The sequence below is a fragment of the Streptomyces sp. 135 genome, assembly GCF_020026305.1.
Taxonomy (GTDB): domain Bacteria; phylum Actinomycetota; class Actinomycetes; order Streptomycetales; family Streptomycetaceae; genus Streptomyces.
In genome coordinates this window covers 172,298-195,359 of record NZ_CP075691.1, presented here as the reverse complement: position 1 = coordinate 195,359, position 23,062 = coordinate 172,298, and the positions used below count along the sequence as shown (strand labels likewise).

Genomic DNA, 23,062 nt, shown 5'->3' with positions numbered 1-23,062 from the left:
CATGAACCCACTGAAGAGGCTCGGCCTTCGCCGAACCCCGGTGACGTCCCTGCTGGCAGCCGCGGTCCTGGTGGCCACCGGCACCGCTGCCGCCGTGCCCGACACCACGCCCCGGGCATCCACGCTGGGTGCCCAAGCCGCCCAGTCCGGACGCTACTTCGGCACCGCCGTGGCCGCCGGAAAGCTCGGGGACGGCACGTACACCGGGATCCTGGGCCGTGAGTTCAACAGCGTCACGCCCGAGAACGAGATGAAGTGGGACGCCACGGAACCGTCCCGCGGCTCGTTCAACTTCGGCCCCGCCGACCAGATCGTCAACGGCGCGACGGCCCGCGGTCAGCGTGTGCGCGGCCACACCCTGGTCTGGCACTCCCAACTGCCGGGCTGGGTCAGCTCCATCAGGGACGCGAACACCCTGCGCGGCGTGATGAACCACCACATCACCACCGTGATGAACCGCTACAAGGGCCGGATCCACTCCTGGGACGTGGTCAACGAGGCCTTCGCCGACGGGCCCAGCGGCCAGCTCCGCAGCTCGGTCTTCCGGGACGTGCTCGGCGACGGCTTCATCGAGCAGGCGTTCCGGACCGCCCGGTCCACCGACCCGGCGGCCAAGCTCTGCTACAACGACTACAACATCGAGAACTGGAACGACGCCAAGACCCAGGGCGCCTACCGTATGGTGCGCGACTTCAAGGCGCGGGGTGTGCCCATCGACTGCGTCGGCCTCCAGGCCCACTTCGGCGCCGGCGGGCCGCCCGCCAGTTTCCAGACGACGCTGTCGAACTTCGCCGCACTCGGCGTGGACGTCCAGATCACCGAACTGGACATCGCGCAGGCGTCGCCCACCGCGTACGCGAACACGGTCAGGGCCTGCATGAACGTCGCGCGCTGCACCGGCATCACCGTCTGGGGCATCCGCGACAGCGACTCCTGGCGCAGCGGCGAGAACCCGCTGCTGTTCGACCGCAACGGCAACAAGAAGCCGGCGTACAACGCGGTCCTGACGGCGCTGGGCGGCACGCCCGCCGCCACTCGCAGGGCGCCCTGAACCGCACACGCTCTGCCCAGCAACCACACGTCAGCCGCGTGATCCGCTGACCGACCGTGCCGTGGGGGAGCGCTTCCGTGGTGGGAGCGCTCCCTCGCGCTCGGCCGACCATCCGACATCCCGTGCTCGGCCGACCATCCGACGCATCCCTGCCAGAAAGCCGAGGTACCGTCATGCGCCGCAGACTGCTCACCCTGCTGGCAGCACTCTCCGCACTGTCGCTGACACTCGCCGCCGCACCCTCCGCCCACGCGGCCGACCCGACGAGCATGACCAACGGTTTCTACGTGGACCCCGACTCCAGCGCGCGGCGGTGGGTCGCCGCCAACCCCCGCGACGGCCGGGCGCCCGCGATCGACGCCGCCATCGCCAAGACTCCGATGGCCCGCTGGTTCGGCTCGTGGAGCGGCACCATCGGCACCGCCACCGGTGCGTACGTGGGGGCTGCCGATGCCCGGGACAAGCTGCCCGTCCTCGTCGCCTACAACATCTACAACCGCGACTACTGCGGCGGGCACTCCGGAGGCGGGGCCTCATCGCCGTCCGCCTACGCGAACTGGATCGCCCAGTTCGCGGGCGGGATCGCGGACCGCCCGGCCGTCGTCGTCCTCGAACCGGACTCCCTCGGGGACTACGGCTGCATGACCCAGGCCCAGATCGACGAACGCGAGGTCATGCTCACCGGCGCCCTCGCCGAGTTCAACCGCCGGGCTCCCCACACGTGGGTCTACCTCGACGCCGGCAATCCGGGCTGGGCGAGCGCGGCGACCATGGCCCGGCGCCTCCACGAAGCCGGCGTCCGACAGGCCCACGGCTTCTCGCTCAACGTCTCCAACTACCTCACCACGGCCGAGAACACCGCGTACGGCAACGCCGTCAACAGGGAACTCAGCGCCCGGTACGGCTACACCAAGCCGTTCGTCGTCGACACGAGCCGCAACGGCAACGGCTCCGACGGGCAGTGGTGCAATCCCTCGGGCCGCCGTATCGGCACCCCCACCCAGCTGGGCGGAGGCGCCGAGATGCTGCTGTGGATCAAGGTCCCGGGTGAGTCCGACGGTGACTGCGGCGTCGGAGCCGGCTCTTCGGCCGGTCAGTTCCTCCCCGAAGTCGCGTACAAGATGATCTACGGCTACTGAACCGGCCCGCGCACCGGCGAGACGGGCCGTGGAGTTCCGCGTGTGCCGGCCTCACGCCTCCACGGTCGGCCGCCGCTCCCTGCCGCTCTCACCGCGCAGCCGGCGGCGCAGCGCCGCGAGCCGCGGGTGGCGCTCGCTGACCTCCGCCGAGTGGCGGTCCAGCTCCTGCATGAGGCGCTCGGTGCGCTTGTGGAGGTCCAGCTCGTCGAGGATCCGGTCGACCTCGGCGAGCAGCGCGCCGTGCAGCTGCCACTGCCTGGGGTGCTCCTGTACGTCCTCGAGGAGCATGTCGGCGACCCGGTCGCGGGTGACCCGGCTCGCGGCCAGGGCGGCGGTCAGCCGCTCCTCGGCGTCCTCGGCGTTGGCGGCCACCTGAGTGGTGATCAGCCGGGCGAAGCTCTCGATGGCGTCGGCCAGTTGTTCGAACAGCTCCTTGATGCCGGCCGACACGTCCGGCGGGAACAGCGACTCCTCCGTACGGAACTTCGCCAGGTCCGTCAGGCTCCGGGTCAGCACCCGCAGCACCACCGCGCAGATCTCCAGGGTGTCAAGGCCCGTCCGCAGCACCACCCGGGACAGCAGCCCCTCCCGTACACGTGGGTTCATCCGCAGGCTCTCCTCCGCCTGCCGCAGCGAGGCGTCGACCTCCACGATGTCGTGGTCGAGCCGCCGCGCCTCGTGCAGCCGGGCGGCCGCGTGCGGGAAGGGGAGGTGGCCCCCGGCGATCTCCGCCCCCATGGTGCGGAACATGTTGCCCATCCCGCGCGCCAGCCCGTCGATGGACGCCCCCGCCGACTGCGTCCACACCGGGGGCGCGAACAGCAGGTTGAACAGCAGACCCACCCCGGCGCCGATCAGTGTCTCCAGTACCCGGTGCCAGGCCGCCGACGTGGCCTGGGAGACACCCAGGACCAGCATCGCGCTGATCGCCACCTCGGGCACGAACTCGTTCACCCGTACGAAACGGCCGATGATCAGTGAGGTGAAGATCGTCAGGCCGAGGCTCCACCAGGTCAGCCCGACCAGGGCGGTGAAGCCGATGGCGATGAGGACACCGACGACTACGGAGTTCACGCGCCGAATGCCGGTGGTGAGGGTCGCGTACAGGGTGACCTGGACGACCAGGAGCGCGGTCAGCGGGGCCGTCAGGGGAGCGGGTTGCGCGGGCAGGACCATCAGGGCAACGCTGAAGGAGATGACGGCGGCGGCCGTGGAACGCAGCGTCTGCGCCGCGACGGGTTCGGTGGTCCGCCGCACCAGTTTGATCACGGGTGCTGATACGTCCGGCATCCCATTCACGTGCCCGATCATGAGCCACTCAGCACACTTCAGTCCCAGGAACCCCCCGGACGCCGTTCCGCACCGCCCGTCACGGGGTACGCCGACCGGGCGCCGCGACCCGTGATCCTGCGGACATAGGATCGGGAAACAATGTCCGACCATCCGGTCCGGGGGGAAACAACCATGACAGGTCACTCACTCAGCCGCCGAAGACTGCTGGCGGGCTCGGCCGGTGCGGGCGCCGTGGTGATGGCCGGCTCGGCGGCGGGCACCGCGTCGGCCGCCGAGGCGCCGACGCCGAGCCCGTACCAGCTGAAGCTGCCGCACCAGATCGAGGCCGAAACGCTGATCGACTACCTGCGGATGCGGCCGTGGAGCGACGGAGCCAATCGCTACAAGACGGCGGGGCAGTTCCCGGACGAGAACTCCTCCCTCGTCTGGGGCGCTCCCGGCCACCCGGAGCAGTTCTCCGCACTGGCTCAGTGCTCGTCGTTCCTGACCATGGTCCTGCAGCGTGCCTACGGCACCGGCACGGCGTACGGCTGGGCGACCAGGGAGTACTTCAGCCAGTACTTCAAGACCGAGCCCGGCAAGTTCTATCCGACGGCGGAGAAGTTCCGTGAGGGCTTCACGAACGCGGCGTCCGTCCCGCACGTCACCGGAGTGACCAAGCCGGTCAACCTCCGCCCCGGGGACCTGGTCGCTTTCGACTACGACCCGGATGTCACCACCCAGCCGTACACCGGGCACATCGTCATGATCCGGGAGCGCAAGGGCACACTGGCTTCCCCGGTGGACGGCAAGGTCGGTGAGGGCGTCGTCCCGTACGTCTTCGAGGTCATCGACTGCACCAGCGACCCGCACGGCAATCCGGCCGCCTCCGAGGGCGCCGAGGCGACATACCGGGGCTTCCCCGACACCCGTATCGAGGAGACGGCCGACGGCACCGCGGGCTGGGCGGAGAGCAACGGCGTCGGCTACGGCCACATGGTGTTCTACGCGGACCCCACCACGAAGCTCTTCGCCGGCTACCGCTGGAGCGTGAACTCCTCGACACCCCGCAAGGCGGCCGACCGCCCGATCGCCGCAGCCCGCGTCCACCTGGCCGAATGAAGCCACACCCGTGTGCCGGAGCGTGCCGCGCACCGGCACACGGGCAAGGACCGGGGGTGCGGGCGATTCACCCGGCCGCGATCGGCCCGAGGTAGGTACCGCCGGAGACATCGATGGCCTGGCCGGTCACCCAGCGGCCCTGCGGGCCCGCCGGGAAGCCCACCACGTCGGCGACGTCCGCCGGCGCGCCGATCCGTCCGAGTGCGGTGATGGCCTCCAGGCGGGCGCCCCCCGGGGTCTCGGCGTGGTGGGCGGTCATGTCGGTCAGCACCACGCCGGGTTCGACGGTGTTCACGGTGATCCCACGGCGGCCCAGATCGTTGGCGAGCGACGGGCCGAGAGCCGCCGGCGCCGCCTGGTGACGGTGTACCCACGAAGACCGGCGCGCTCACGTTGACCGCCAACAGGCGGTCGGTGAGCTGCCCGATCGGAGTGGCCGAGTGGATGCCCGAGTTGTGGACGAGGATGTCCAGGCCGTCCGCGCCGTGGTCCGCCAGCCCGGCGGTGAGTTCCCCGAACAGCCGGTCCACCGCACCCTTGCCGCCGAACCGGGCCTGTACCGCGAACGCCCGGCCGCCGGCCTCGGCGATCCGTGCCACGGTCTCCGCGGCGGCCGCGCGATTGCCGCCGTAGTGGACCGCGACCAGCGCCCCATCGGCGGCGAGCGGCACGGCGACCGCGCGCCCGATCCCGCGTGAGCCTCCGGTCACCAGTGCGATCTTGTCGGCGGTCACCAGTGCGATCTTGTCGGCCAGCTCGCCCACGATCGCCCCTTCTGCGACTCCGGGCTTCAGTCATCGGCACCTTTTTGACCTGCTCTTTCGAAAATTCCGTCGCCGGATTGCCGCGCCTGCCCTTGTCAGGAACATGCGGGCCTTTTAGAGTCCCCGACCGAACCACCAGTGGGAGCGCTCCCATCATGGGGGAGACGGGAGCGCGTCCACGAGGTCGCCCCCCGCACTCTCACGAGAGGCCCCCCGATGCGACCGTTACCGCATCAAGTCAGCGCCCGGCACGGCCCGTTGGGAAGGCTCATCACGGCTCTTGCCGTCGTCACCGCGCTCGGCACCACGCTTGTCACCGCGTCGGCACCGGCGCAGGCCGACACCACGATCTGCGAACCATTCGGCTCGACCACGGTCCAGGGGCGCTACGTCGCCCAGAACAACCGCTGGGGCACCAGCGAGACGCAGTGCGTCTCCGTCTCGGACACGGGCTTCAAGGTCACCCGGGCCGACGGTTCCGTGCCGCTCGACGGCGCCCCCAAGTCATACCCGTCCCTCTTCAACGGCTGCCACTACGCCAACTGCTCGCCGGGGACCAACCTTCCGGCACGGCTCAGCACCATCTCCAGCGCGCCCACCAGCATTTCCTACGGCTATGTCAGCGACGCGGTCTACAACGCCTCGTACGACATCTGGCTCGACCCGACACCACGGAAGGACGGCGTGAACCGGACCGAGATCATGGTCTGGTTCAACAAGGCGGGTCCGATCCAGCCCATCGGCACGCAGGTGGGCACGGCCACCGTGGCCGGCCGCACGTGGCAGGTCTGGTCGGGCCACAACGGCGGCAACGACGTGCTGAGCTTCGTCGCCCCGTCGGCGATCACGAGCTGGAGCTTCGACGTCATGGACTTCGTCCGGCAGGCCGTCGCCCGCGGCATGGCCCGGAACGACTGGTACCTGACGAGTGTTCAGGCCGGGTTCGAGCCCTGGCGGAACGGCACGGGACTGTCGGTGAACTCCTTCTCGTCGACCGTCCTCACCGGCGCCGCCCGTCCCGGGGCCCGCCCGCACTCCGACGCCCTCCGGACCCTTGAGGAGACACGATGACCGACCCGAACAGCTCGGCCGGCCCACGCCCGGTGCGCTCGCGCCGACGTCGGTCGGTGGCCCTGGCCACCGCCCTGGCCACCCTGATGCTCGGCGCGGCGGGACAGCTCACGGGAGGGCCCGCGGCCGCCTCGGCAGCACACGCCGCCGCGAAAGCGCACGTCGACAACCCCTTCGCCGGCGCGAGCTTCTACGTCAACCCCGACTACGCGGCCAACGTCAAGCGTTCCATCGCCAAAACCCCGGACACCGCGCTCAAGGCCAAGATGGAGAAGGTCAAGAGATATCCCACCGCCGTCTGGCTGGACCGGATCGCGGCGATCCGCGGCGGCGACGCCAACGCCGGCCGCAAGAGCCTGGCCGACCACCTCGACCTGGCGCTGGCCCAGAAGAAGCCCGGGAAGCCGATCACGGCCACGTTCGTCGTGTACGACCTGCCGGGGCGGGACTGCGCGTCCCTGGCCTCCAACGGCGAACTGCCGCTGACCGAGGCGGGCCTTGACCGCTACAAGAACGACTACATCGACGGCATCGCGAGCGTCTTCAAGAACCCCAAGTACCGGAACGTCCGCATCACCACGGTCATCGAACCGGACGGTCTGCCGAACTTGGTGACCAACACCGCCGACCCGGAGTGCGCCCAGGCCAAGAGCAGCGGCATCTACGTAAAGGCCGCCCAGTACGCCCTGGACAAGCTGCACGCCATCCCCAACGTCTATACGTATCTGGACGTCGCGCACTCCGGTTGGCTCGGCTGGGACACCAACCTCGCGCAGACCGTGGAGTTGTACACCGAGGTGGCGAAGGGCACCGCGGCCGGGCTGAGCAGCGTCGACGGGTTGGTCACCAACGTCTCCAACTACACGCCGCTGGAGGAGCCGTTCCTGACCGACCCGGACAGGACGGTCGGCGGCAACATGGTCAAGTCCAGCGAGTTCTACGGGTGGAACCCCAACTTCGACGAGTCGGACTTCACCAGGAACCTGCACCGAACTCTGGTCGCGGCAGGCTGGCCCGCCTCCACCGGCATGGTCATCGACACCTCCCGCAACGGCTGGGGCGGCTCCGCCCGGCCGACCGCCGAGAGCAAGAGCACCACGCTCGACACCTACGTCGCCGAATCCAAGGCCGACCGGCGCGCGCATCGCGGGCTGTGGTGCAACGTCGACGGCGCGGGGCTCGGGCAGCCGCCGCGGAGTGCGCCGTCCGGCTTCCCGGAGTCGCACCTGGACGCGTTCCTGTGGGTCAAGCCGCCCGGTGAGTCCGACGGGGCCGGCGAGGACATCCCGAACGACGAGGGCAAGCGCAAGGACCCGATGTGCGACCCCACCTACACCGTGCCCGGCGCGGGCAACAGCAAGACCGGCGCCCTGCCCGGCGCGCCCTTGGCCGGTCACTGGTTCCACGACCAATTCTCGATGCTGGTGAAGAACGCCTACCCGGCGGTGCCGACCGACCCGAAGGCCACGACGAATAAGGAGACGCCATGACCCGAAGCACCCGAAGTGCTGGGGGGACCCGGAGGAGTAGGAACAAGAGACGACCGCTGTCCTTGCTGGCGGTGCTCGCCACCCTGCTCAGCGGGCTCGGCCTGACCCTGATCGGCCAGGACGACGCCCAGGCGCACGGTGTGACGATGACGCCCGGATCGCGGACCTACCTCTGCTATCGGGACGCCAAGACCAGCACCGGCGCGCTCGACCCGACGAACCCGGCGTGCAAGGCGGCGCTCGCGGAGAGCGGCGCGAACGCGCTGTACAACTGGTTCGCCGTGCTCGACTCCAACGCGGGCGGACGCGGCCCGGGTTACGTCCCTGACGGCAAGCTGTGCAGTGCCGGTGACCGCTCCCCGTACAACTTCACCGGCTACAACGCCGCCCGCGCCGACTGGCCCCGGACACACCTCACCTCCGGGGCGACGATCAGGATCAAGCACAGCAACTGGGCGGCGCACCCCGGCGACTTCAGGGTGTACATGTCCAAGCCCGGCTACTCGCCCACGAAGCCGCTGGGCTGGGGCGACCTGGAGCTCATCCAGACCGTCACCGACCCGCCGCAGTCCGGCTCGGTGGGCAGCGAATCCGGTCACTACTACTGGGACCTCAAGCTGCCCTCGGGCCGCTCCGGTGACGCGATGATGTTCATCCAGTGGGTGCGGTCGGACAGCCAGGAGAACTTCTTCTCCTGCTCCGACATCGTCTTCGACGGCGGCAACGGCGAGGTGACGGGGATCCGCGACCCGGGGAGCACCCCCACGCCGACGCCCACCCCCACGCCGACCCCGAGCGACCCGCACACCGGATGTATGGCCCTCTACAAGGTGACGAGCTCCTGGAACGGCGGCTTCCAGGGTTCCGTCGAGGTGATGAACCACAACACCACCGCCCGTGACGGATGGGCCGTGCGCTGGCAGCCGGGCGCGGGCACCAAGATCAATCAGGTCTGGAACGGCACCCTCAGTACCGGATCCGACGGCGCGGTCACGGTCAAGAACGTCGACCACAACCGCACCATCCCGCCGGACGGCACCGTGACGTTCGGCTTCACCGCCACCTCGACCGGGAGCAACCTGCCGGTCGGCTCGATCACCTGCGTCAAGCCGTAAGGGAACACGGAAAGAAGGAGATCATGGATTGTCATATACATGCCCATAGTGAGCGGGCCCCCGGCAAGCGGGCCTACGCCTACGGCAGTCAACGCCGTCTGACGCTCGTCCTGAGCACCTTCGTCGCCGTGCTGCTCGGCCTGCTCCCCTGGAGTGGCACCGCGGTGGCCCACGGATCGGTCGTCGACCCGGCATCGCGCAACTACGGCTGCTGGCAGCGCTGGGGCAGCGACTTCCAGAATCCGGCGATGGCCACGCTCGACCCCATGTGCTGGCAGGCGTGGCGGGCCGACCCCAACGCCATGTGGAACTGGAACGGCCTGTACCGCAACGGCTCCGGCGGCAACTTCCCGGCAGCCGTCCCCGACGGCCAACTGTGCAGCGGCGGCCGGACCGAGGGTGGTCGCTACAACGCGCTGGACGCCGCGGGCCCGTGGAAGACCACGGACGTCGGCGCCGACTTCGACGTCAAGCTGTACGACCAGGCCAGTCACGGCGCGGACTACTTCATGGTCTACGTCACTCGGCAGGGCTTCGACCCCACCACCCAGCCGCTGCGCTGGAGCGACCTGGAACTGGTGGCCCGCACCGGCAAGTACGCGCCCAGTCAGAACTACACGATCCCTGTGCGTACGTCCGGCTACAGCGGTCGCCATGTCGTCTACACGATCTGGCAGGCCTCGCACATGGATCAGACCTACTTCCTGTGCAGCGATGTGAACTTCCGCTGACCGCGTCGGAGCCTCGGCGCACCGTCTGAAGGGCAGGCCGCCACCGTCACCCCGGCGGCCTGTCCCGGCGGCGAATGCCGTGCCCCGTGCGGCGGCAGTCCGTATTGCCTGGGGGTGAAGGGGGCCTGATCACCCATGCGTTCGCGTTCGGCAGTAACCCCGCTGGAAGGCGGCCCAGAAGTCGTCGTCGATCCCGGTGTCGGCGAACGAGTTCCAGTTGGTGTGGGCGACGATCTGGTCGCGCCCGTCGCGGCTGTTGAGGGCGTAGGTCAGGTACCCGAGTGCGCTGCCGCCGTGGCCGTACGCACGGCCGCAGGCGGTGGCGTAGACATAGACACCGAGGCCGTAGGCGACAGCGGGCGGAGCACTGCCGGTGGTGGGGACCGTGTCGGTGAGCATCCGGCGAAGCAGGTCCGGGGGCAGCAGACGTCCTTGCAGCAGGGCCCGGTAGAAGCGTGCGATGTCGGCCGCGGTCGTGACGAGGGCGCCCGATGCCCCGGCCTCGGAGGGGCTGAAGCCGGTGACATCGGAACGGGTAGGGTCCGGCGCGTTCGGCAGCAAGGGCGAAATGTCCGCGTAGCCGTGTACATGGGCTCCCTCGATGGCGGCCTGCGCCAGCGGGTACGAGGTGTCGCGCAGCCCGAGGGGGGCGAAGACGCGGCGTTCGAGGTTGGTGCGCAGATCGCGGTCGGTGATCCGTTCGACGATCAGGTCGAGCAGCAGGTAGTTGGTGTTGGAGTACCGGAATCGGTTGCCGGGAGCCGGGAAGTACCGGGGTTCGGCAAGCCCGATGCCGATCAGCTGGTCGCGGGGCCAGTACTGGTCAAGCCTGCGGAAGTGGGGGAGCAGCCCGTCGATGTAGTCGTACAGCCCGCTCGTGTGGTTGAGCAGCTGGCGGACAGTGATGGGCGAACCGGCCAGTGCGTTGCCGGTGCGGACCTGGTCCGGCAGCAGGCTCTGCACGGTGTCGTCGAGTCGCAGCCGGTGCTCGGCGACGAGTTGCAGAACGACCGTTGCGGTGAAGGTCTTGGTGATGCTTCCGGCGCGGAACTTCAGGTCCGGCGCCATCGGCGTGCCGGCGGATCGGTCGGCGACGCCGGCCGCGCCGAAGCGGTCGTCCGAGCCGCGGCGGGCTCGCAGGAAAGCGCCCGGGTTGGGGTTCGGGTCGGCCACCACCTGGTCGACCAGGGTCTGCAGGGCCGGGTCACGACGACTGCCGGCCGTCTGTCCGTCACTGGCCTGGCCCGCGGTGGCCATACCGGGCGGCAGCAGGAGGGCAAGAGCAAGGCCGAGGCCCAACAGGCGTGTTGAGCGTCGTCGTCGGATCATCGCGGGGCCCTCTCGGGTAGCAATATGGACGTACGGTTATAGCACGCGATACCGTCCTCAGGTGCCGAGAGTCGCCGACCATGACGCCCGCCACGGGCAGATCACCGACGCCGTCCAACGCCTGATCGTGCGAGACGGCCTCACCTCCGTGACCGTCGCGCGGACCGCCGCGGAAGCGGGCGTGTCCGTCGGCCTGGTGCAGCACTACTTCACGGCGAAGGACGAGATGCTGCTGGCCACGTTCACCCGCGTCAACGGGCGCTTCACGGCACGAGTGGACGAGCTGGTGAACCGAGGGGAGGCCGAGGGCCGCACCATCGCCGAGATGCTGAGGCAGGCGCTGACCGAGCTCATCCCGCTCGACGACGACCGCCGCGGCGAATTCCTGGTCCGTCGCGCCTTCGCGGACCAGGCCGCGCACAACGCCCGCCTCGCCGACGTCCAGAAGGAGTCCCTCGTAGGCATCCGCTCACGCGTCGCCCAAGCGATCAAGAATGGCACGGTATGCGGCGAGGTCCCACAGGAGATGGACGCGGCTGACCAGGCCCTGCGCATCGTCGCGTTCGCCGAAGGGCTCGCCCTGCACAGGCACATCGACCCCGACGGCACACCAGAACCGGCGATGCTCGCCGCGCTTGACCAGCAACTCGACCGCGTATTCACCGGAACCTGCCGAGGCGCTCAGCTCCGTCAGGGGCCATGAGGGTGGCGGTGACCGGCACGGCACGGCGTGCGCGTCCGACAGCCGCCGGCTCGGCGCCTTGTCCGCGCCTGCCCGGGGGTGTGCGCCGCTTGCCAGATAGAGAAGAGGGCGTTCATGCCGCCCCGCGGCCGCCCCGTCATCCCTGTGTCCGAGCCCGCAGAGCAATGAAGGCCCAGTCGAGCACCGGTCGCAGGCTCTCCGGCTCCGGCCAGCCGTTGATCACCGCGAGCAGCGCGGAGTATCGCTCTCTGCGAGGGTCGTTCATGCGTTCCAGCCGGGCCAGGAGCTGCTCCCGCGACGTGGCATCGTCACAGCAGTCGAGGAGATGTGCACAGCGGGTCATGAGGCCCGCGACGATCGGATCGGCCTGAAGCGAGGCCGGCTCCACCCCCGCTGCCACGGCCGGTGCGATCTGGGCACGGACGATCGCAGCCAGGTCCCTGTGCGCCGCGGGTGGACCACCCTGGGCGTACCCGGCCGTCTGCTCCGCGGCCAAATGCCGCATGAGGCCGCGGAAGTCCGGGTCCTGGGACAGCTCGGCCAGTTCCACCCACGCCTGGACCTGCTCCGTATCGGGGTTGTCCGGCAGTTCCGGAGTCATCGAGCGTTTTACCCCCGCGAACATGGAGCCGGTACCCACACCACCGAAGGCGGCGTCGAGGAAGTCGCCGACCAGCTGTTGGCGTTCGACTTCAGAAAGCTTGGCCAGTTTGTGCATCAGATGTGTCTCCTCAGGGGTAGCCCCACGCTCCGCCACGGCGGTCAGCACCGCACGCCGCAGCCGCAGGATTCGGATCTGCACGTCCAACGCGTCGGCATGCGCCGCGGCGACCTCCGACAGCGCGAGTTCCCGGTCCATCACCTTCCGGATGGCCGCAAGGTCAAGTCCCAGGTCGCGCAGGGTTCGCACGAAGTCCAGGCGTGCGACGGCACTGTTGTCGTAAAGGCGGTATCCGGCCGGGCTGCGGCCAGCGGGCGGTATGAGTCCGCAGTCGGAGTAGAACCGGATGGTCTTGACCGTGGTACCAGTCCGCCGGGCCAGCTCGCCGATGGAGTGGAGCGTGTGGCCGTTCATGTCCCCACCTTCAGGTCTCCCCCTGCTGGAGACTCAAGCGCGTGAGCTCGCGGTGGTCGGATTCTCACAAACGGCCCTCTCCCGGAGCAAGATCCAAAACGGCCGGCGGAAGCGGTCCGGATCGCCTGAAGTTCGGGGTCGCTCATCTCACGGATGGACGGGCCGCCAGGGAACCTCCAGGCCATCAGCGGGATCGATCCACACCAGGCACCCCAGCGCCAGCACCGGCTGTTGTCTGTCAGCTGCTTCCAGCAGGGGCCCACCGCCGGTCTGAAGCAGCTCGCAGACCGCCTCCAGGTAGGCGGCCACGGACGGCCAAGCCGGGGGCGACAGATCTGGGCCGGTCATGGTTGACCATCTCCCCACACCCCGCAGGGTCGGATCCGTCGACCATGAGGCATACATGCCGAATTCGCCGGAGCCACTTGGATCCTCGGCATCGAGTCCTTGTTGCCCGGCACCTCGACATCCTGGACACCGCCGCCTGCCAAAGAGCTTCCAGTTCGGGCGGGAAGCCGAAGTCGAGCACATGCGTCAGACGGGCCCCGCCGTTGGGAGCAGCCCACGTTCCTGGGGTACAGTAGATCTTGAACTGGTCGCCGCAACACGCGGAAACCGGCGATGCGTTGGTGGTCCAAGGAAAGACGCCCCGCTTCCTGCGGGGAAATGCAGGTGCAAGGCCTGCCCAGCGCTCGATCAAGGGGCCCGTACGCGTCCGCGCGTACGGGCCCCTTGCATGGACCGGCCCTCTCTTGGCGCGCATGAGGTAGGTGCTCCGTTCGCGCCCGGCCCGTCCAGAGTCCCCTCACTTCACGTTGCACAAAGCGTTGTCGACGAACTGGTCGGTGCGGTCGTCGCGGTCCTCCGCCGCCATGTTGGTGGTCCGCATCACGATGACCCCCTTCTTGCCTTTGTCGACGAAGCCGTTGGCGTTGAGATGACCGAGGGTGGTCCCGCCGTGCCCCCAGTAGCTGCCGCCGCAGCTGAGCCGCGTCTTGAAGATGCCGAGCCCCATTTCCTGCCTGACCGACGTCTCGCCCTCTTCGGGGGCCGGTACCGTCGTGAGCATCTGCGCCATCTGCCGCGGCTTCAGCAGCTTGCCGCCGAGGAGCCTCTGCCAGAAGCGGGTCAGGTCGTTCCGGGTCGTGATCAGGTCGCCCGCCGCGTCGCCCCAGGTCATGCTCAACTCGGTGCTGTCGATCAGCGGGCCACCCGGCTTGAACTGGTGATAGCCCTTGGCGTGCGGCTGGGGGAGGCCGGTGCGCCTGCCCGGGGAGAAGGTGTGCTTGAGTCCGAGGGGTTCGATGATCCGGGCCCGGACCTCCTCACTCCAGTGCCGGCCGGTCGCCTCCTCGATGATCATCCCGGCCAGGACGTAACCGGTGTTGGAGTAGCCCCAGCCCTTGCCGGGCTCGAAGAGGGGCTTGTCCCGCAGGGCCAGGCCGACGAGGTCGCGCGGCGCGTAATGGTCGAAGCGGTGCTCCTGGAACTTCTTCTCGTCGAGGACGGGGAGTGCCGCGGCATAGTCGGGCAGGCCGCTGGTGTGTTGCAGCAACTGCCGTACGGTGATCCGTCTGCCGTCATGGCCGTTGCCCTCGACCACTCCGGGCAGCCACTGGTGGACGGTGTCGTCCAGGCGTATGCGGCCCTCGCCGACCAGCTGCAGTACGACGGTGGAGACGAAGGTCTTGGTGTTGCTGCCCATTCGGAAGTAGCCATGGTCCGGCACCGGCCGGTCGGTGCCGAGTTCGGCGGTTCCGCTCCGCACGGAGCTGCGGTGCCTTCCGTCCGCCAAGGTGGCCTCGGCGCCCACCACTTTGTCCTTGCGGACGATGTCGTCCAGGCCCCGCTGGAGGTCCGCCCGGCCGTAACCGGCTCTGCCACGGTCGTCGCCGGAACCGGCCCAGGCGGTGGCTACGGGCATCGCCAGCGTCGCCGCGACGGCTATCGCCGTCACCGAGCCCAGGGTGTTTCGCAGGTGCCTCATGGTGGTTGCCTCACATGGCTGGAGAGAGTGTGTGGTCAGTGCGCTCGTCCCAAGATCATTGAGTCATGGGCGAGCGGCGTGTGGCCATGGAGGAACCCCCCTGACAGGGGGTGTGGACAACCCCAGGGGGAGAAGACGCGAAGGGCCCCCCTTTCGCAAGCGAGGACCTGAACCGACCGAACGATTACAGTCACCTGCGTGGCTGACGGGATAGTGGGAGCGATCACCGGTCTCTTGCGGGGACGCAGGCGGGAGCCTGGGCTTGCCCGCGTCGATGCGGAGATCACGGCGTTCGGCGAGATGCTCGCCGGGCACTCCTTCGCGCCGGGGGACCACAAGAACGATCCCGGTCTCCTCGCTGACTGCCAACGGGCGCTGGACGCGTACGAGCAGGCCAAACGGAGTCTCGTCGGCGACCGGAACCTTCAGGACGCCACTGACGTGCTGCGCGCCCTCGATGAGGGGCGCCATGCGCTGGCCTGTGTAGAGGCCGTGCTCGAAGGGCGGCCACGGTCGCGGCGGCGTCCGCTGTGCTTCTTCGATCCCCGTCACGGACAGTCGACCGTAGAGGTCCGCTGGGCGCCCTCCGAGGGTGCCGCTCGGATGATCGCCCTGTGTGCGGCCGATGCCGTACGCCTGGCGGAGGGTGTGGCGCCGATCGAGACCGGACTGCGGGAACAGTGGTCCGCCCCGCAGCCCGACCTGACTTCGCATCCGACCGTCGCCGCCCGCACGGGCGCGAAAGGCGCACGGAGCATCGCCCGGCCTCCGCGCTTGCGCCTCCCTCATCGCTCGCGTCTCCTGACCCCTACGAGACATGGCCCGGGCACACCGGTGCGCGGCAGCACCGGGAGGGCCGCGGCAGCACGGGAGTCCAGCCGCTTCGCAACGACCCGCAAGAACCTGCCTTGTTGGTGGTCCACCTGGAGCGGCCCGCGGACTCCTGGGTCGAGCTGACCAGCCCGCCCGGCGACAAAGGGCGGCCCAGGCGGATCCTCACGCACGGCTCACCGCTGACGCGGGCGATCGTCCCGGTCGGGGCCGACGGCCGGGAGGCGATACGCCTCCAGATGCATACCAGGGGACGGTGGCGGGTCTGGCTGCATCCGACGGAGGAGATTCCGCTCGGGGAAGGAGCGTTGGGATCGACCGGCTCCTACGTCCTACGGCATCCCGGCGGTCGGACACCCCTGCGGATCACTCAACGCGAGGGGGCGGCTTTCTCGCTCCATGCGCTGCGCCCGGACTTCACTCTCGGGGCGCAGCTGTGCGTAGGGAACGGGTCGTTCACGGCACAGGCCGTCGCCCCGAGAAGAGCCGGTCTTGTGTACGTCCAATCACGCGGCTCCTGGAACATCGCTCCGTCGGGATCGGATTCCCGGTAGGGGTGCGCCGGCTGACAGAGGTCGTAGTGTGGGCCCATGCCCGAACACCCGTACACACTCCACCCCCACATCGCCGAGCGCCCGTTGTGGGACGCGGCTCGCGCGTCGCGGCGCGCATCGGATGTCCACGGTGGTTGAGGCGGAGCCGTGGCGGTAAGGGGACGCCGCAGGTTATGGCGGTGGGTCGTGGCCGTATGGCTGGCCCTCGTGGCCGCCGCGGGTGGGCTGACCCTGTGGTGGCAGGACACGGCAGAGCCGCAGCGATACGGCTGGGAGGAATCCGGCCCGACTCCGTCACGTCCCGAGCAGGGGGAGTCAGCGTGCCCGAGCGCCACGCCTGACGAGAACGGCCGAGTGCTCTGCTTCAACAGGATCCGTTAGCCGGACCATCGCTACGGAGCGCGGCGCCGCACCCAGGCGAGGCCCGGGCGTGACCCCGTACAACGCGGCCAGGGCCACACCTCGCGCACCACCCCCGCGCCCACGCTCCACCGCCGAGCTAAGGTCGGTGTCATATACAAACAGGGCGGAGGCCCGGCCAGTTGGGGAGGCGTGCAGTGACCGAGCGGGTACTCGAACGCATGGACCTGGGAGAGGTGCCGTACGGCGAGGCGACCGAGGCGATGAAGGGGTGGGTCGAGCGGCGCCGCGCGGGGGAGATCGAGGACCGGCTGGTTCTGCTGACGCATCCGCCGGTCATCACCTACGGTTCCCGGACGCCGCCGGACGAACTGCCCCGCGCCGACTCCCCGTTCCCGTTGGTCGAGGTCGACCGGGGCGGGCAGGCGACGTATCACGGTCCTGGTCAGCTGATCGGCTACCTGGTCATGCACCTGGGGGAGCGCGGCCCCGGCGATGTCGTGCGCTGGGTGGAGAACGGCCTCGTCCGTGCCCTGGCCTCGCTCGGCTTCGAGACCACGCGGCGCGACACGCCGCCGGGCGCGCAGAGCCTGGTCGGCGTGTGGACGCCGCGCCACGACAAGCTCGCGTCGATCGGCATGCGCATCCGGAACAAGGTGACGAGCCACGGCTTCGCGCTCAACATCGCACCCGACCTGGACGCGTTCACGCGGTTCACGGCGTGCGGGCTGCCCGAGGTGGCGATGACGTCCCTGACGGAGATGGCCGCGGAGCAGGACAGGCCGGCCCCGACGGAGAGTGCCGTACGGGACGCGGTGGCCCGCGCGTTCGGGGCGGTGGCGCCCGCCGGGGCCCCGAACGCGCCGGTCGGCCCCCACAGCGGTGTCAGCCGCTGACCCGGCCGGTCAGCAGCACCGCGCTGTCTCCCGGACGGTCCGCCGCGTGTGTTCGCGCCACAGGGCCCTGCGCGCGGCGGGGGACAAGGGCCCGGCCGCGTGGGCGGCGCACTGTCGCTCGAAGGCCGCCTCGCCCGAGACTTCGCGCAGATATGCGCCCACCTTGCGGAGCACCGCGCCTGCCGTGACGAACGGCCTCATGCGACGGGCTCGGATGCCGGTGCGGCAGAGGGCGCGTCGGGCGACGTGGTCCGCAGGGTCTTGGGGGTCTCCGAGGTCGGCAGGGGGTCCGGGGACCGCAGAGCCTTGCACCACACGCGTACGGCGTCCGCCACGACGATGACGACGAGGACGGCGAGGATCGCGGTGAGCGCGCCGTCGAGCGTGGAGTTCGTGACGATCTGACGCATCGAGGCCGCGTCGTGGGCGGGAGCGAGCAGCCGCCCCTCGTCCAAGGCGTCGGCGTACCGCCGGCGTTGGGCGAAGAAGCCGATCGCGGGGTCGGTGGAGAACACCTTCTGCCAGCTCGCGGTAAGTGTCACGACGACGTCCCAGGCCAGCGGGATCGCGGTGACCCAGACCCAGCGGACGCGCCCTTGCTTGATCAGGACGGTCGTGCACACGGAGAGGGCGATGGCGGCGAGCAACTGGTTGGCGATACCGAAGAGCGGGAAGAGCTGGTTGATGCCGCCCAGGGGGTCGGCGACACCGGCTCGCAGGAAGTACCCCCACGCCGCCACGACCGCCGCGCTGCACAGCCAGATGCCGGGCTTCCAGCTGATGTCGCGCATGGGGCGCCAGACGTTGCCGAGGGCGTCCTGGAGCATGAAGCGGCCCACGCGGGTCCCCGCGTCGACGGTCGTGAGGATGAACAGTGCCTCGAACATGATCGCGAAGTGATACCAGAAGGCCCGCATCGCCTCACCGCCGAACGCCTCCGAGAGGATGTGCGACAGTCCGAGCGCGAAGGTGGGAGCGCCACCGGTGCGGGCCACCACGGAGTGCTCGCCGACTGACGACGCGACCTGGTGCAGCGCCTCCGGAGTGATGGTGAACCCGAGGTGCCGCACGGCTTCCGCCGCTGACTCCGCTGTCGAACCGAGCATCGCGGCGGGCGAGTTGACCGCGTAATACAGGCCGGGGTCCAGGACGCACGCGGCGATCAACGCCATGAGCGCGACGAAGGACTCCGTGAGCATCGCCCCGTACCCGACGAGTCGTACGTCCGACTCGCGCCGCACCAGCTTGGGCGTCGTACCGGAGGAGATCAGGGCGTGGAAGCCCGACAGGGCGCCGCAGGCGATGGTGATGAACAGGAAGGGGAACAGGCTGCCGGAGAAGACCGGACCGGTGCCCTGGTGAGCGAACCGTGTGATCGGCTCCGCCTGCATACGCGGCAGCGCCAGCACCGCTCCCACGGCCATCAGCCCGATGACGCCGACCTTCATGAAGGTGGAGAGGTAGTCGCGCGGTGCCAGCAGCAGCCACACCGGCAGGACGCTCGCGATGAATCCGTACCCGATGAGGATCCACACAATGGTGGAGGGGGTGAGGGTGAACGCGTCCGCCAGGGCGGGCGTGCGGCTGACCCAGTCGCCGCCGATGATCGCGAACAGCAGGAGCACCCCGCCGATGGCGCTGGTCTCCAGTACCTTCCCGGGCCGTACGACGCGGAGCCAGAACCCCATGAACAGCGCGATCGGCAGAGTCATCGCGAGGGAGAAGGCGCCCCAGGGGGAGTCGGCGAGGGCGTTGACGACGACCAGGGCGAGCACCGCGAGCAGGATGATCATGATGGCGAAGACGGCGAGGATCGCCGCCACGCCACCGACCGGGCCTATCTCGTCACGTGCCATCTGGCCCAGGCCCCGGCCGTCACGCCGTACCGAAAGGAAGAGCGTCACCATGTCCTGGACGGCGCCGGCGAACACGGCCCCGACAACGATCCACACGGTGCTGGGCAGATAACCCATCTGCGCGGCGAGGACCGGCCCCACCAGCGGCCCCGCCCCGGCGATGGCCGCGAAGTGGTGGCCGAACAGGACGCGGCGGTCGGTGGGCACGAAGTCGACGCCGTCGTCCAGGCGCTCCGCCGGGGTCCGGCGTTCGTCGTCCGTGCGCAGCACCCTGCGGGCGATCCACCGGGCGTAGAAGCGGTGGGCGATCGCGTACGTGCACAGCGCGGCCAGCAACAGCCATGCGGCGCTGATGTGTTCACCGCGGGAGAGGGCGAGTACCGCCCACCCCGCGGTCCCGGCGACGACCACGCCGGTCCACAGCACGATGCGCGACGCGCGGCTGCCGTTCGTGCGCCGATCCTGCGAAACCATGAATGCACTCTTCCTGGGGAGCTGAAGACGGGAACTGGTGTGTTGCGTGGGAGGTGTCACGTGTTGCGCGTTGCGGTATTACGAGCGCACTCGCGCGCCGTGCGGGCCCATGAGCCGGGCCATGAGGCGGCCGATGCGCTGCCTTTCCGCACGGAGCGAGGCGTTTTCTCGTTCCAGCAGGGCCAGCCGGGTCTGGGCATTGTGTGACAGTGCGGAATCTTCGTCCTTCAGCTCTGGATTCTGCTTCAGAATTTTCACTTCCAGAGCGCGAAGGCGATGTGATGGATCCATTCCGAGTTCTTCCGCGAAGCGGCGTTTCATGTCCCGATAGGCGTTCAACGCGTCCGCCTGGCGGCCCGAATGGTAAAGGGCGGTGATGAGCTGGGACTGCAGGCGTTCACGGAAGGGGTGCTCGGCGGCGCTGGCCGTCAGTTCCGGGACGATGCGGTGGTGCCGGCCCAGCTGGAGCTCCAGGCCGAAGCAGCGCTCCAGGGCGCTCGCCCGCTCCTCGTCGAGGCGGGCCGCGGCGGCCCGGACGAGGGGGCCGGTCAGGCCTTCGGCGGCGGGCCCGCGCCACAGGGCGAGCGCCGCACGCAGCAGCCGCACGGCCTCGGCGGCGTCGCCGTCGGCCTCGGCCCGCCCGGCACGCTCCAGCGCGCTGCGGAAGCGGTGCACGTCGACGCGGCTCTCGGGCAGGTTCAGGCGGTAGCCCTGGCTCTCCGTGCTGATCACGTTCCGCAGGCCGCCGTCGGCCAGGCGGCGTCGGAGCCGGGACACGCAGATGCGCAGCTGTGCCTCCGCCGTCTCCGGAGCCCGGCCGCCCCAGATGCCCTCGATCAGCCGGCTGCCGCTGATGGTCTTGCCTACATCCAGCAGGAGCAGCGCGAGGAGTGTTTGCTGGCGCACTCCGGCGATGGGTACCTCTTGACCCTTCGTACGGAATTCCAGCGGGCCCAGGAGGTCGAAAGAGAATTCGCCAAAAATATCGTCCGGCTGCATTTTGACTCCCCCGTGGGTGGTGCATTGGGCGACGCAACGCTACATCCGTACTGGCGGGTAATGGTGTGTGGCGAGTGTCACATCGATAAATTGTTGAAGGCGGTAAACCTGGAAGGTGTCTCAGGCAACTAAGAGCTGGGCGAGTTGCAGGAATATGCCATTTTCCGGCTATCGAACGCCCCAGGGGAAAGGCGGGGCAAGGCAATGGAAAGGGGAAGGGGTGGCCGCGGCCGGCGGTCCTCAGCGCATCAATCGGGCCAGTTCCACGCGCGAGGTCACGTCGAGCTTCCGGAAGATCTGACGGAGGTGGTAGTTGACGGTGTGCGGCGAGCACGAAACCCGGTTGGCCACCTGCTTGTTGGTCAGGCCTTCGGCCACGAGGTGGGCGATACGGCGCTCGGCCGCGGTCAGTACGGCGCCGGCCGGCGCCTCGGCACGCTCCGGGCGCGACGGAGCCCCGGCGGGCTCGGGCCGGCTCTCGCGGGCCGCACGGAGCAGCGGTTCGAGGCGGGCGAGCGCGGACAGTGAGCCGATGGCGCGGTACCGCTCCGCCGCTGCCCGCAGGTGCCGCAGTGCCGCACCGCTGCCGGGCCCGTGCCGTTCGACCAACAGGAGCCCCAGGTCCTCGCTCGCCGCGGCGGCGGCCCAGGGCGCACGGTGCTCGGCGGCCGCGTACTCCAGGGCGTCGGCATCTTGGTGCAGCAGGCCCCACGCGTGTCCCGCCGCGGCGGCGAGGCCGGGGTGCCGCGGGTTCTGCTCCGCGAGCCGTTCGACGCGGCGCGTGACCGCCGCGGCCAGCGAGTTCTCACCCGCGGCGCGGCTCAGCCGCACCAGGCGGGCCGCGGCGCCTGGGTCGCGCAGGAACAGGGAAGGGCTGGTCAGCAGCGAGGGGAACCGCTCCACCAGGAGGTCCACCGAGCCACGTGCGTCCATGCCGCTCGTGGCCACCAGGAAGTCGGCCCAGCTGTGCCGCAGCGAGGGGAACGCGCCGGGCTGGGCGACGAGTTCCATGCGTGCCCGCCACACCTGGTCGGCCGCCTCACCCTGGTGACCTCGGGCCAGTGAGAGCAGCGACAGCAGGGACAGGCCCTGCGACGCGGCCAGATGGGCCTGGGCACGCTGCGCGAGCGCGACCCCGGCGCTCACCTCGGCCTCCGCGGCGTCCGTACGGCCCGTCCCGAGCAGCAGCCGGCCGCGCACGATGCCCGCCTCCGCCAGCGCGCGCCGGTGGCGCAGCCCTTCGGCCAGGTCCCGGCTCCGGGTCAGCTCGGCCTCCGCCTCGGCGAAGTGCCCCAGCTGGACCAGCTTCACGGCCAGGGCGAGCGGGGGGTACGGGCGCCAGGCGGCAGGCAGGGTTCCATGGTCGGCACGCAGCGCCTCACGCCCCCAGGCCAGCCCCTCGTCGAGCTGCCCGGCCGCCCACTCCAGGTTCGACAGGACCACCGCCGCGACGACCGACGCGGCCCCCTGCCGCTCCTTCATGACGATGGCCCGGGCACGGTCCCGCTTCCCCTGCTCGTCATGGCCGAACAGGGAGAGCACCAGGGCGGCCTCCGCCTCCGCCGGTCCGCTGTCGCGAGCCGGGGAGAGCGCCTCGACCAGCGCCTGGCGCATCGCCGCCTCGGTCCGCACGTCGAGAGGGTGGTCCGGACTGTCCTGGGACAAGAACAGGGCGGACACCAAGGAGTCCGAAGCGCCATGGGCGTTCGGGAACGGCTGCCGCGCCGGGCGGGGAGCGGTGACGTCGCGCAGCAGTGTCCGCCGTACCGGTGCCGGGATCCTGGCGTTGAGCGCCCGGCGCGTGTCGGGGGACCGGAAGGCGAGACGGTCGCCGGAGAACCGGATGAGCCCGGCGGAGATCGTCTCCTCAAGGGCGGGCAGCATCGACAGGGTCGTCACCGACTGCACCCTGGCGATCTCCTGAAGACTGAACACGTCACCGACGAGTGCGGCCGCCTGCGCGAACTGCCGGGCGGATTCCGAGAGATCGCCGACGGCCGCGCCGGGCACGGTCTTCGCGCCAGGCACGGTCTTCGTGCCCGTCGCGGTCGTCGCGTTCCTCGTGGTCGTGTCGAGTCGGGGTTCGTGCGGTGCAGCGTGGTCCAGCATGCGAGACATCCATCAGCTCTGTTCGGCCGGTTCCGGTGTGTGCCCGGTGAGTCTGCTGGTCCCCCTGGGGACCAACAAGCGCTGGAGGCCGTGATGAGCGTGATGGATGCCGTGGTGATACACGCGTGATGCGT

Annotated in this window: 17 protein-coding genes and 2 pseudogenes; 10 read left to right on the top strand and 9 right to left on the bottom strand. The window is 69.8% G+C overall.

The features are described from left to right. Nucleotide 1: 1 nt before the first annotated feature. Both KKZ08_RS00945 and KKZ08_RS00940 read left to right on the top strand, forming a co-directional pair. A complete protein-coding gene (locus tag KKZ08_RS00945; protein WP_223772581.1) occupies nucleotides 2–1,051 on the top strand; it encodes an endo-1,4-beta-xylanase in 1,050 nt (349 codons plus the stop codon). 173 nt (nucleotides 1,052–1,224) lie between these two features. Next, nucleotides 1,225–2,190, top strand: a complete 966-nt coding sequence (locus KKZ08_RS00940) for a glycoside hydrolase family 6 protein (RefSeq protein WP_223772580.1) — start codon at nucleotides 1,225–1,227, stop codon at nucleotides 2,188–2,190. Between the two features lie 51 nt (nucleotides 2,191–2,241). On the opposite strand, the gene KKZ08_RS00935 is transcribed toward KKZ08_RS00940, so the two are convergent. Further along, the gene (locus tag KKZ08_RS00935; protein WP_223778865.1) at nucleotides 2,242–3,480 is read right to left on the bottom strand and encodes an aromatic acid exporter family protein; all 1,239 of its coding nucleotides are present in this window, start codon (nucleotides 3,478–3,480) and stop codon (nucleotides 2,242–2,244) included. Between the two features lie 174 nt (nucleotides 3,481–3,654). Between KKZ08_RS00935 and KKZ08_RS00930 the strand changes: the two genes are divergently transcribed. Next, nucleotides 3,655–4,584 (top strand): hypothetical protein, encoded by a 930-nt coding sequence (locus tag KKZ08_RS00930; RefSeq protein WP_223772579.1) that lies wholly within the window; start codon nucleotides 3,655–3,657, stop codon nucleotides 4,582–4,584. Between the two features lie 67 nt (nucleotides 4,585–4,651). On the opposite strand, the pseudogene KKZ08_RS00925 reads toward KKZ08_RS00930, so the two are convergent. Continuing rightward, a pseudogene (locus tag KKZ08_RS00925) lies at nucleotides 4,652–5,327 on the bottom strand (SDR family oxidoreductase). 237 nt (nucleotides 5,328–5,564) lie between these two features. Between KKZ08_RS00925 and KKZ08_RS00920 the strand changes: the two are divergent. The 4 genes and pseudogenes from KKZ08_RS00920 to KKZ08_RS00905 all read left to right on the top strand — a co-directional run. Beyond that, nucleotides 5,565–6,356 (top strand): annotated as a pseudogene (locus KKZ08_RS00920) (glycosyl hydrolase family 5); the annotation flags it as partial. A 59-nt stretch (nucleotides 6,357–6,415) separates the two neighbouring features. Continuing rightward, nucleotides 6,416–7,909, top strand: coding sequence for a glycoside hydrolase family 6 protein (locus KKZ08_RS00915; RefSeq protein ID WP_223772578.1), 1,494 nt, complete (start codon nucleotides 6,416–6,418; stop codon nucleotides 7,907–7,909). Then, entirely contained in the window at nucleotides 7,906–9,024 is a 1,119-nt protein-coding gene (locus KKZ08_RS00910; RefSeq protein WP_223772577.1) for a lytic polysaccharide monooxygenase, read from the top strand. Before KKZ08_RS00915 ends, KKZ08_RS00910 begins: the two co-directional genes overlap by 4 nt. Nucleotides 9,025–9,047: 23 nt before the next feature. After that, complete coding sequence (locus KKZ08_RS00905) at nucleotides 9,048–9,755, top strand: lytic polysaccharide monooxygenase auxiliary activity family 9 protein (protein ID WP_223772576.1); 708 nt, start codon at nucleotides 9,048–9,050, stop codon at nucleotides 9,753–9,755. A gap of 129 nt (nucleotides 9,756–9,884) precedes the next feature. Here the strand turns inward: KKZ08_RS00905 and KKZ08_RS00900 are convergent, their stop codons facing one another. Next, complete coding sequence (locus tag KKZ08_RS00900) at nucleotides 9,885–11,084, bottom strand: serine hydrolase domain-containing protein (RefSeq protein WP_223772575.1); 1,200 nt, start codon at nucleotides 11,082–11,084, stop codon at nucleotides 9,885–9,887. A gap of 61 nt (nucleotides 11,085–11,145) precedes the next feature. On the opposite strand from KKZ08_RS00900, the gene KKZ08_RS00895 reads away from it, so the two are divergent. Beyond that, nucleotides 11,146–11,787, top strand: coding sequence for a TetR/AcrR family transcriptional regulator (locus KKZ08_RS00895; protein ID WP_223772574.1), 642 nt, complete (start codon nucleotides 11,146–11,148; stop codon nucleotides 11,785–11,787). A 136-nt stretch (nucleotides 11,788–11,923) separates the two neighbouring features. On the opposite strand, the gene KKZ08_RS00890 is transcribed toward KKZ08_RS00895, so the two are convergent. The 3 genes from KKZ08_RS00890 to KKZ08_RS00880 form a co-directional block, all read right to left on the bottom strand. After that, the gene (locus KKZ08_RS00890) at nucleotides 11,924–12,862 is read right to left on the bottom strand and encodes a MerR family transcriptional regulator (RefSeq protein WP_223772573.1); all 939 of its coding nucleotides are present in this window, start codon (nucleotides 12,860–12,862) and stop codon (nucleotides 11,924–11,926) included. Nucleotides 12,863–13,009: 147 nt separating this feature from the next. After that, the gene (locus KKZ08_RS00885; RefSeq protein WP_223772572.1) at nucleotides 13,010–13,210 is read right to left on the bottom strand and encodes a hypothetical protein; all 201 of its coding nucleotides are present in this window, start codon (nucleotides 13,208–13,210) and stop codon (nucleotides 13,010–13,012) included. Between the two features lie 457 nt (nucleotides 13,211–13,667). Further along, the gene (locus KKZ08_RS00880) at nucleotides 13,668–14,849 is read right to left on the bottom strand and encodes a serine hydrolase domain-containing protein (protein ID WP_223772571.1); all 1,182 of its coding nucleotides are present in this window, start codon (nucleotides 14,847–14,849) and stop codon (nucleotides 13,668–13,670) included. Between the two features lie 198 nt (nucleotides 14,850–15,047). On the opposite strand from KKZ08_RS00880, the gene KKZ08_RS00875 reads away from it, so the two are divergent. After that, nucleotides 15,048–15,806 (top strand): hypothetical protein, encoded by a 759-nt coding sequence (locus tag KKZ08_RS00875; RefSeq protein WP_223772570.1) that lies wholly within the window; start codon nucleotides 15,048–15,050, stop codon nucleotides 15,804–15,806. 985 nt (nucleotides 15,807–16,791) lie between these two features. Then, entirely contained in the window at nucleotides 16,792–17,490 is a 699-nt protein-coding gene (gene lipB / locus KKZ08_RS00870; RefSeq protein ID WP_223772569.1) for a lipoyl(octanoyl) transferase LipB, read from the top strand. 197 nt (nucleotides 17,491–17,687) lie between these two features. On the opposite strand, the gene KKZ08_RS00865 is transcribed toward lipB, so the two are convergent. From KKZ08_RS00865 to KKZ08_RS00855, 3 genes are all read right to left on the bottom strand, one after another. Continuing rightward, nucleotides 17,688–19,820, bottom strand: coding sequence for a carbon starvation CstA family protein (locus KKZ08_RS00865; RefSeq protein WP_223772568.1), 2,133 nt, complete (start codon nucleotides 19,818–19,820; stop codon nucleotides 17,688–17,690). Between the two features lie 78 nt (nucleotides 19,821–19,898). Further along, nucleotides 19,899–20,819 carry an AfsR/SARP family transcriptional regulator gene (locus tag KKZ08_RS00860; RefSeq protein ID WP_223772567.1) on the bottom strand — a complete coding sequence of 307 codons (921 nt, stop codon included), beginning with the start codon at nucleotides 20,817–20,819 and terminating at the stop codon, nucleotides 19,899–19,901. A 240-nt stretch (nucleotides 20,820–21,059) separates the two neighbouring features. Further along, complete coding sequence (locus KKZ08_RS00855; protein WP_223772566.1) at nucleotides 21,060–22,928, bottom strand: helix-turn-helix transcriptional regulator; 1,869 nt, start codon at nucleotides 22,926–22,928, stop codon at nucleotides 21,060–21,062. Nucleotides 22,929–23,062: the final 134 nt, after the last annotated feature.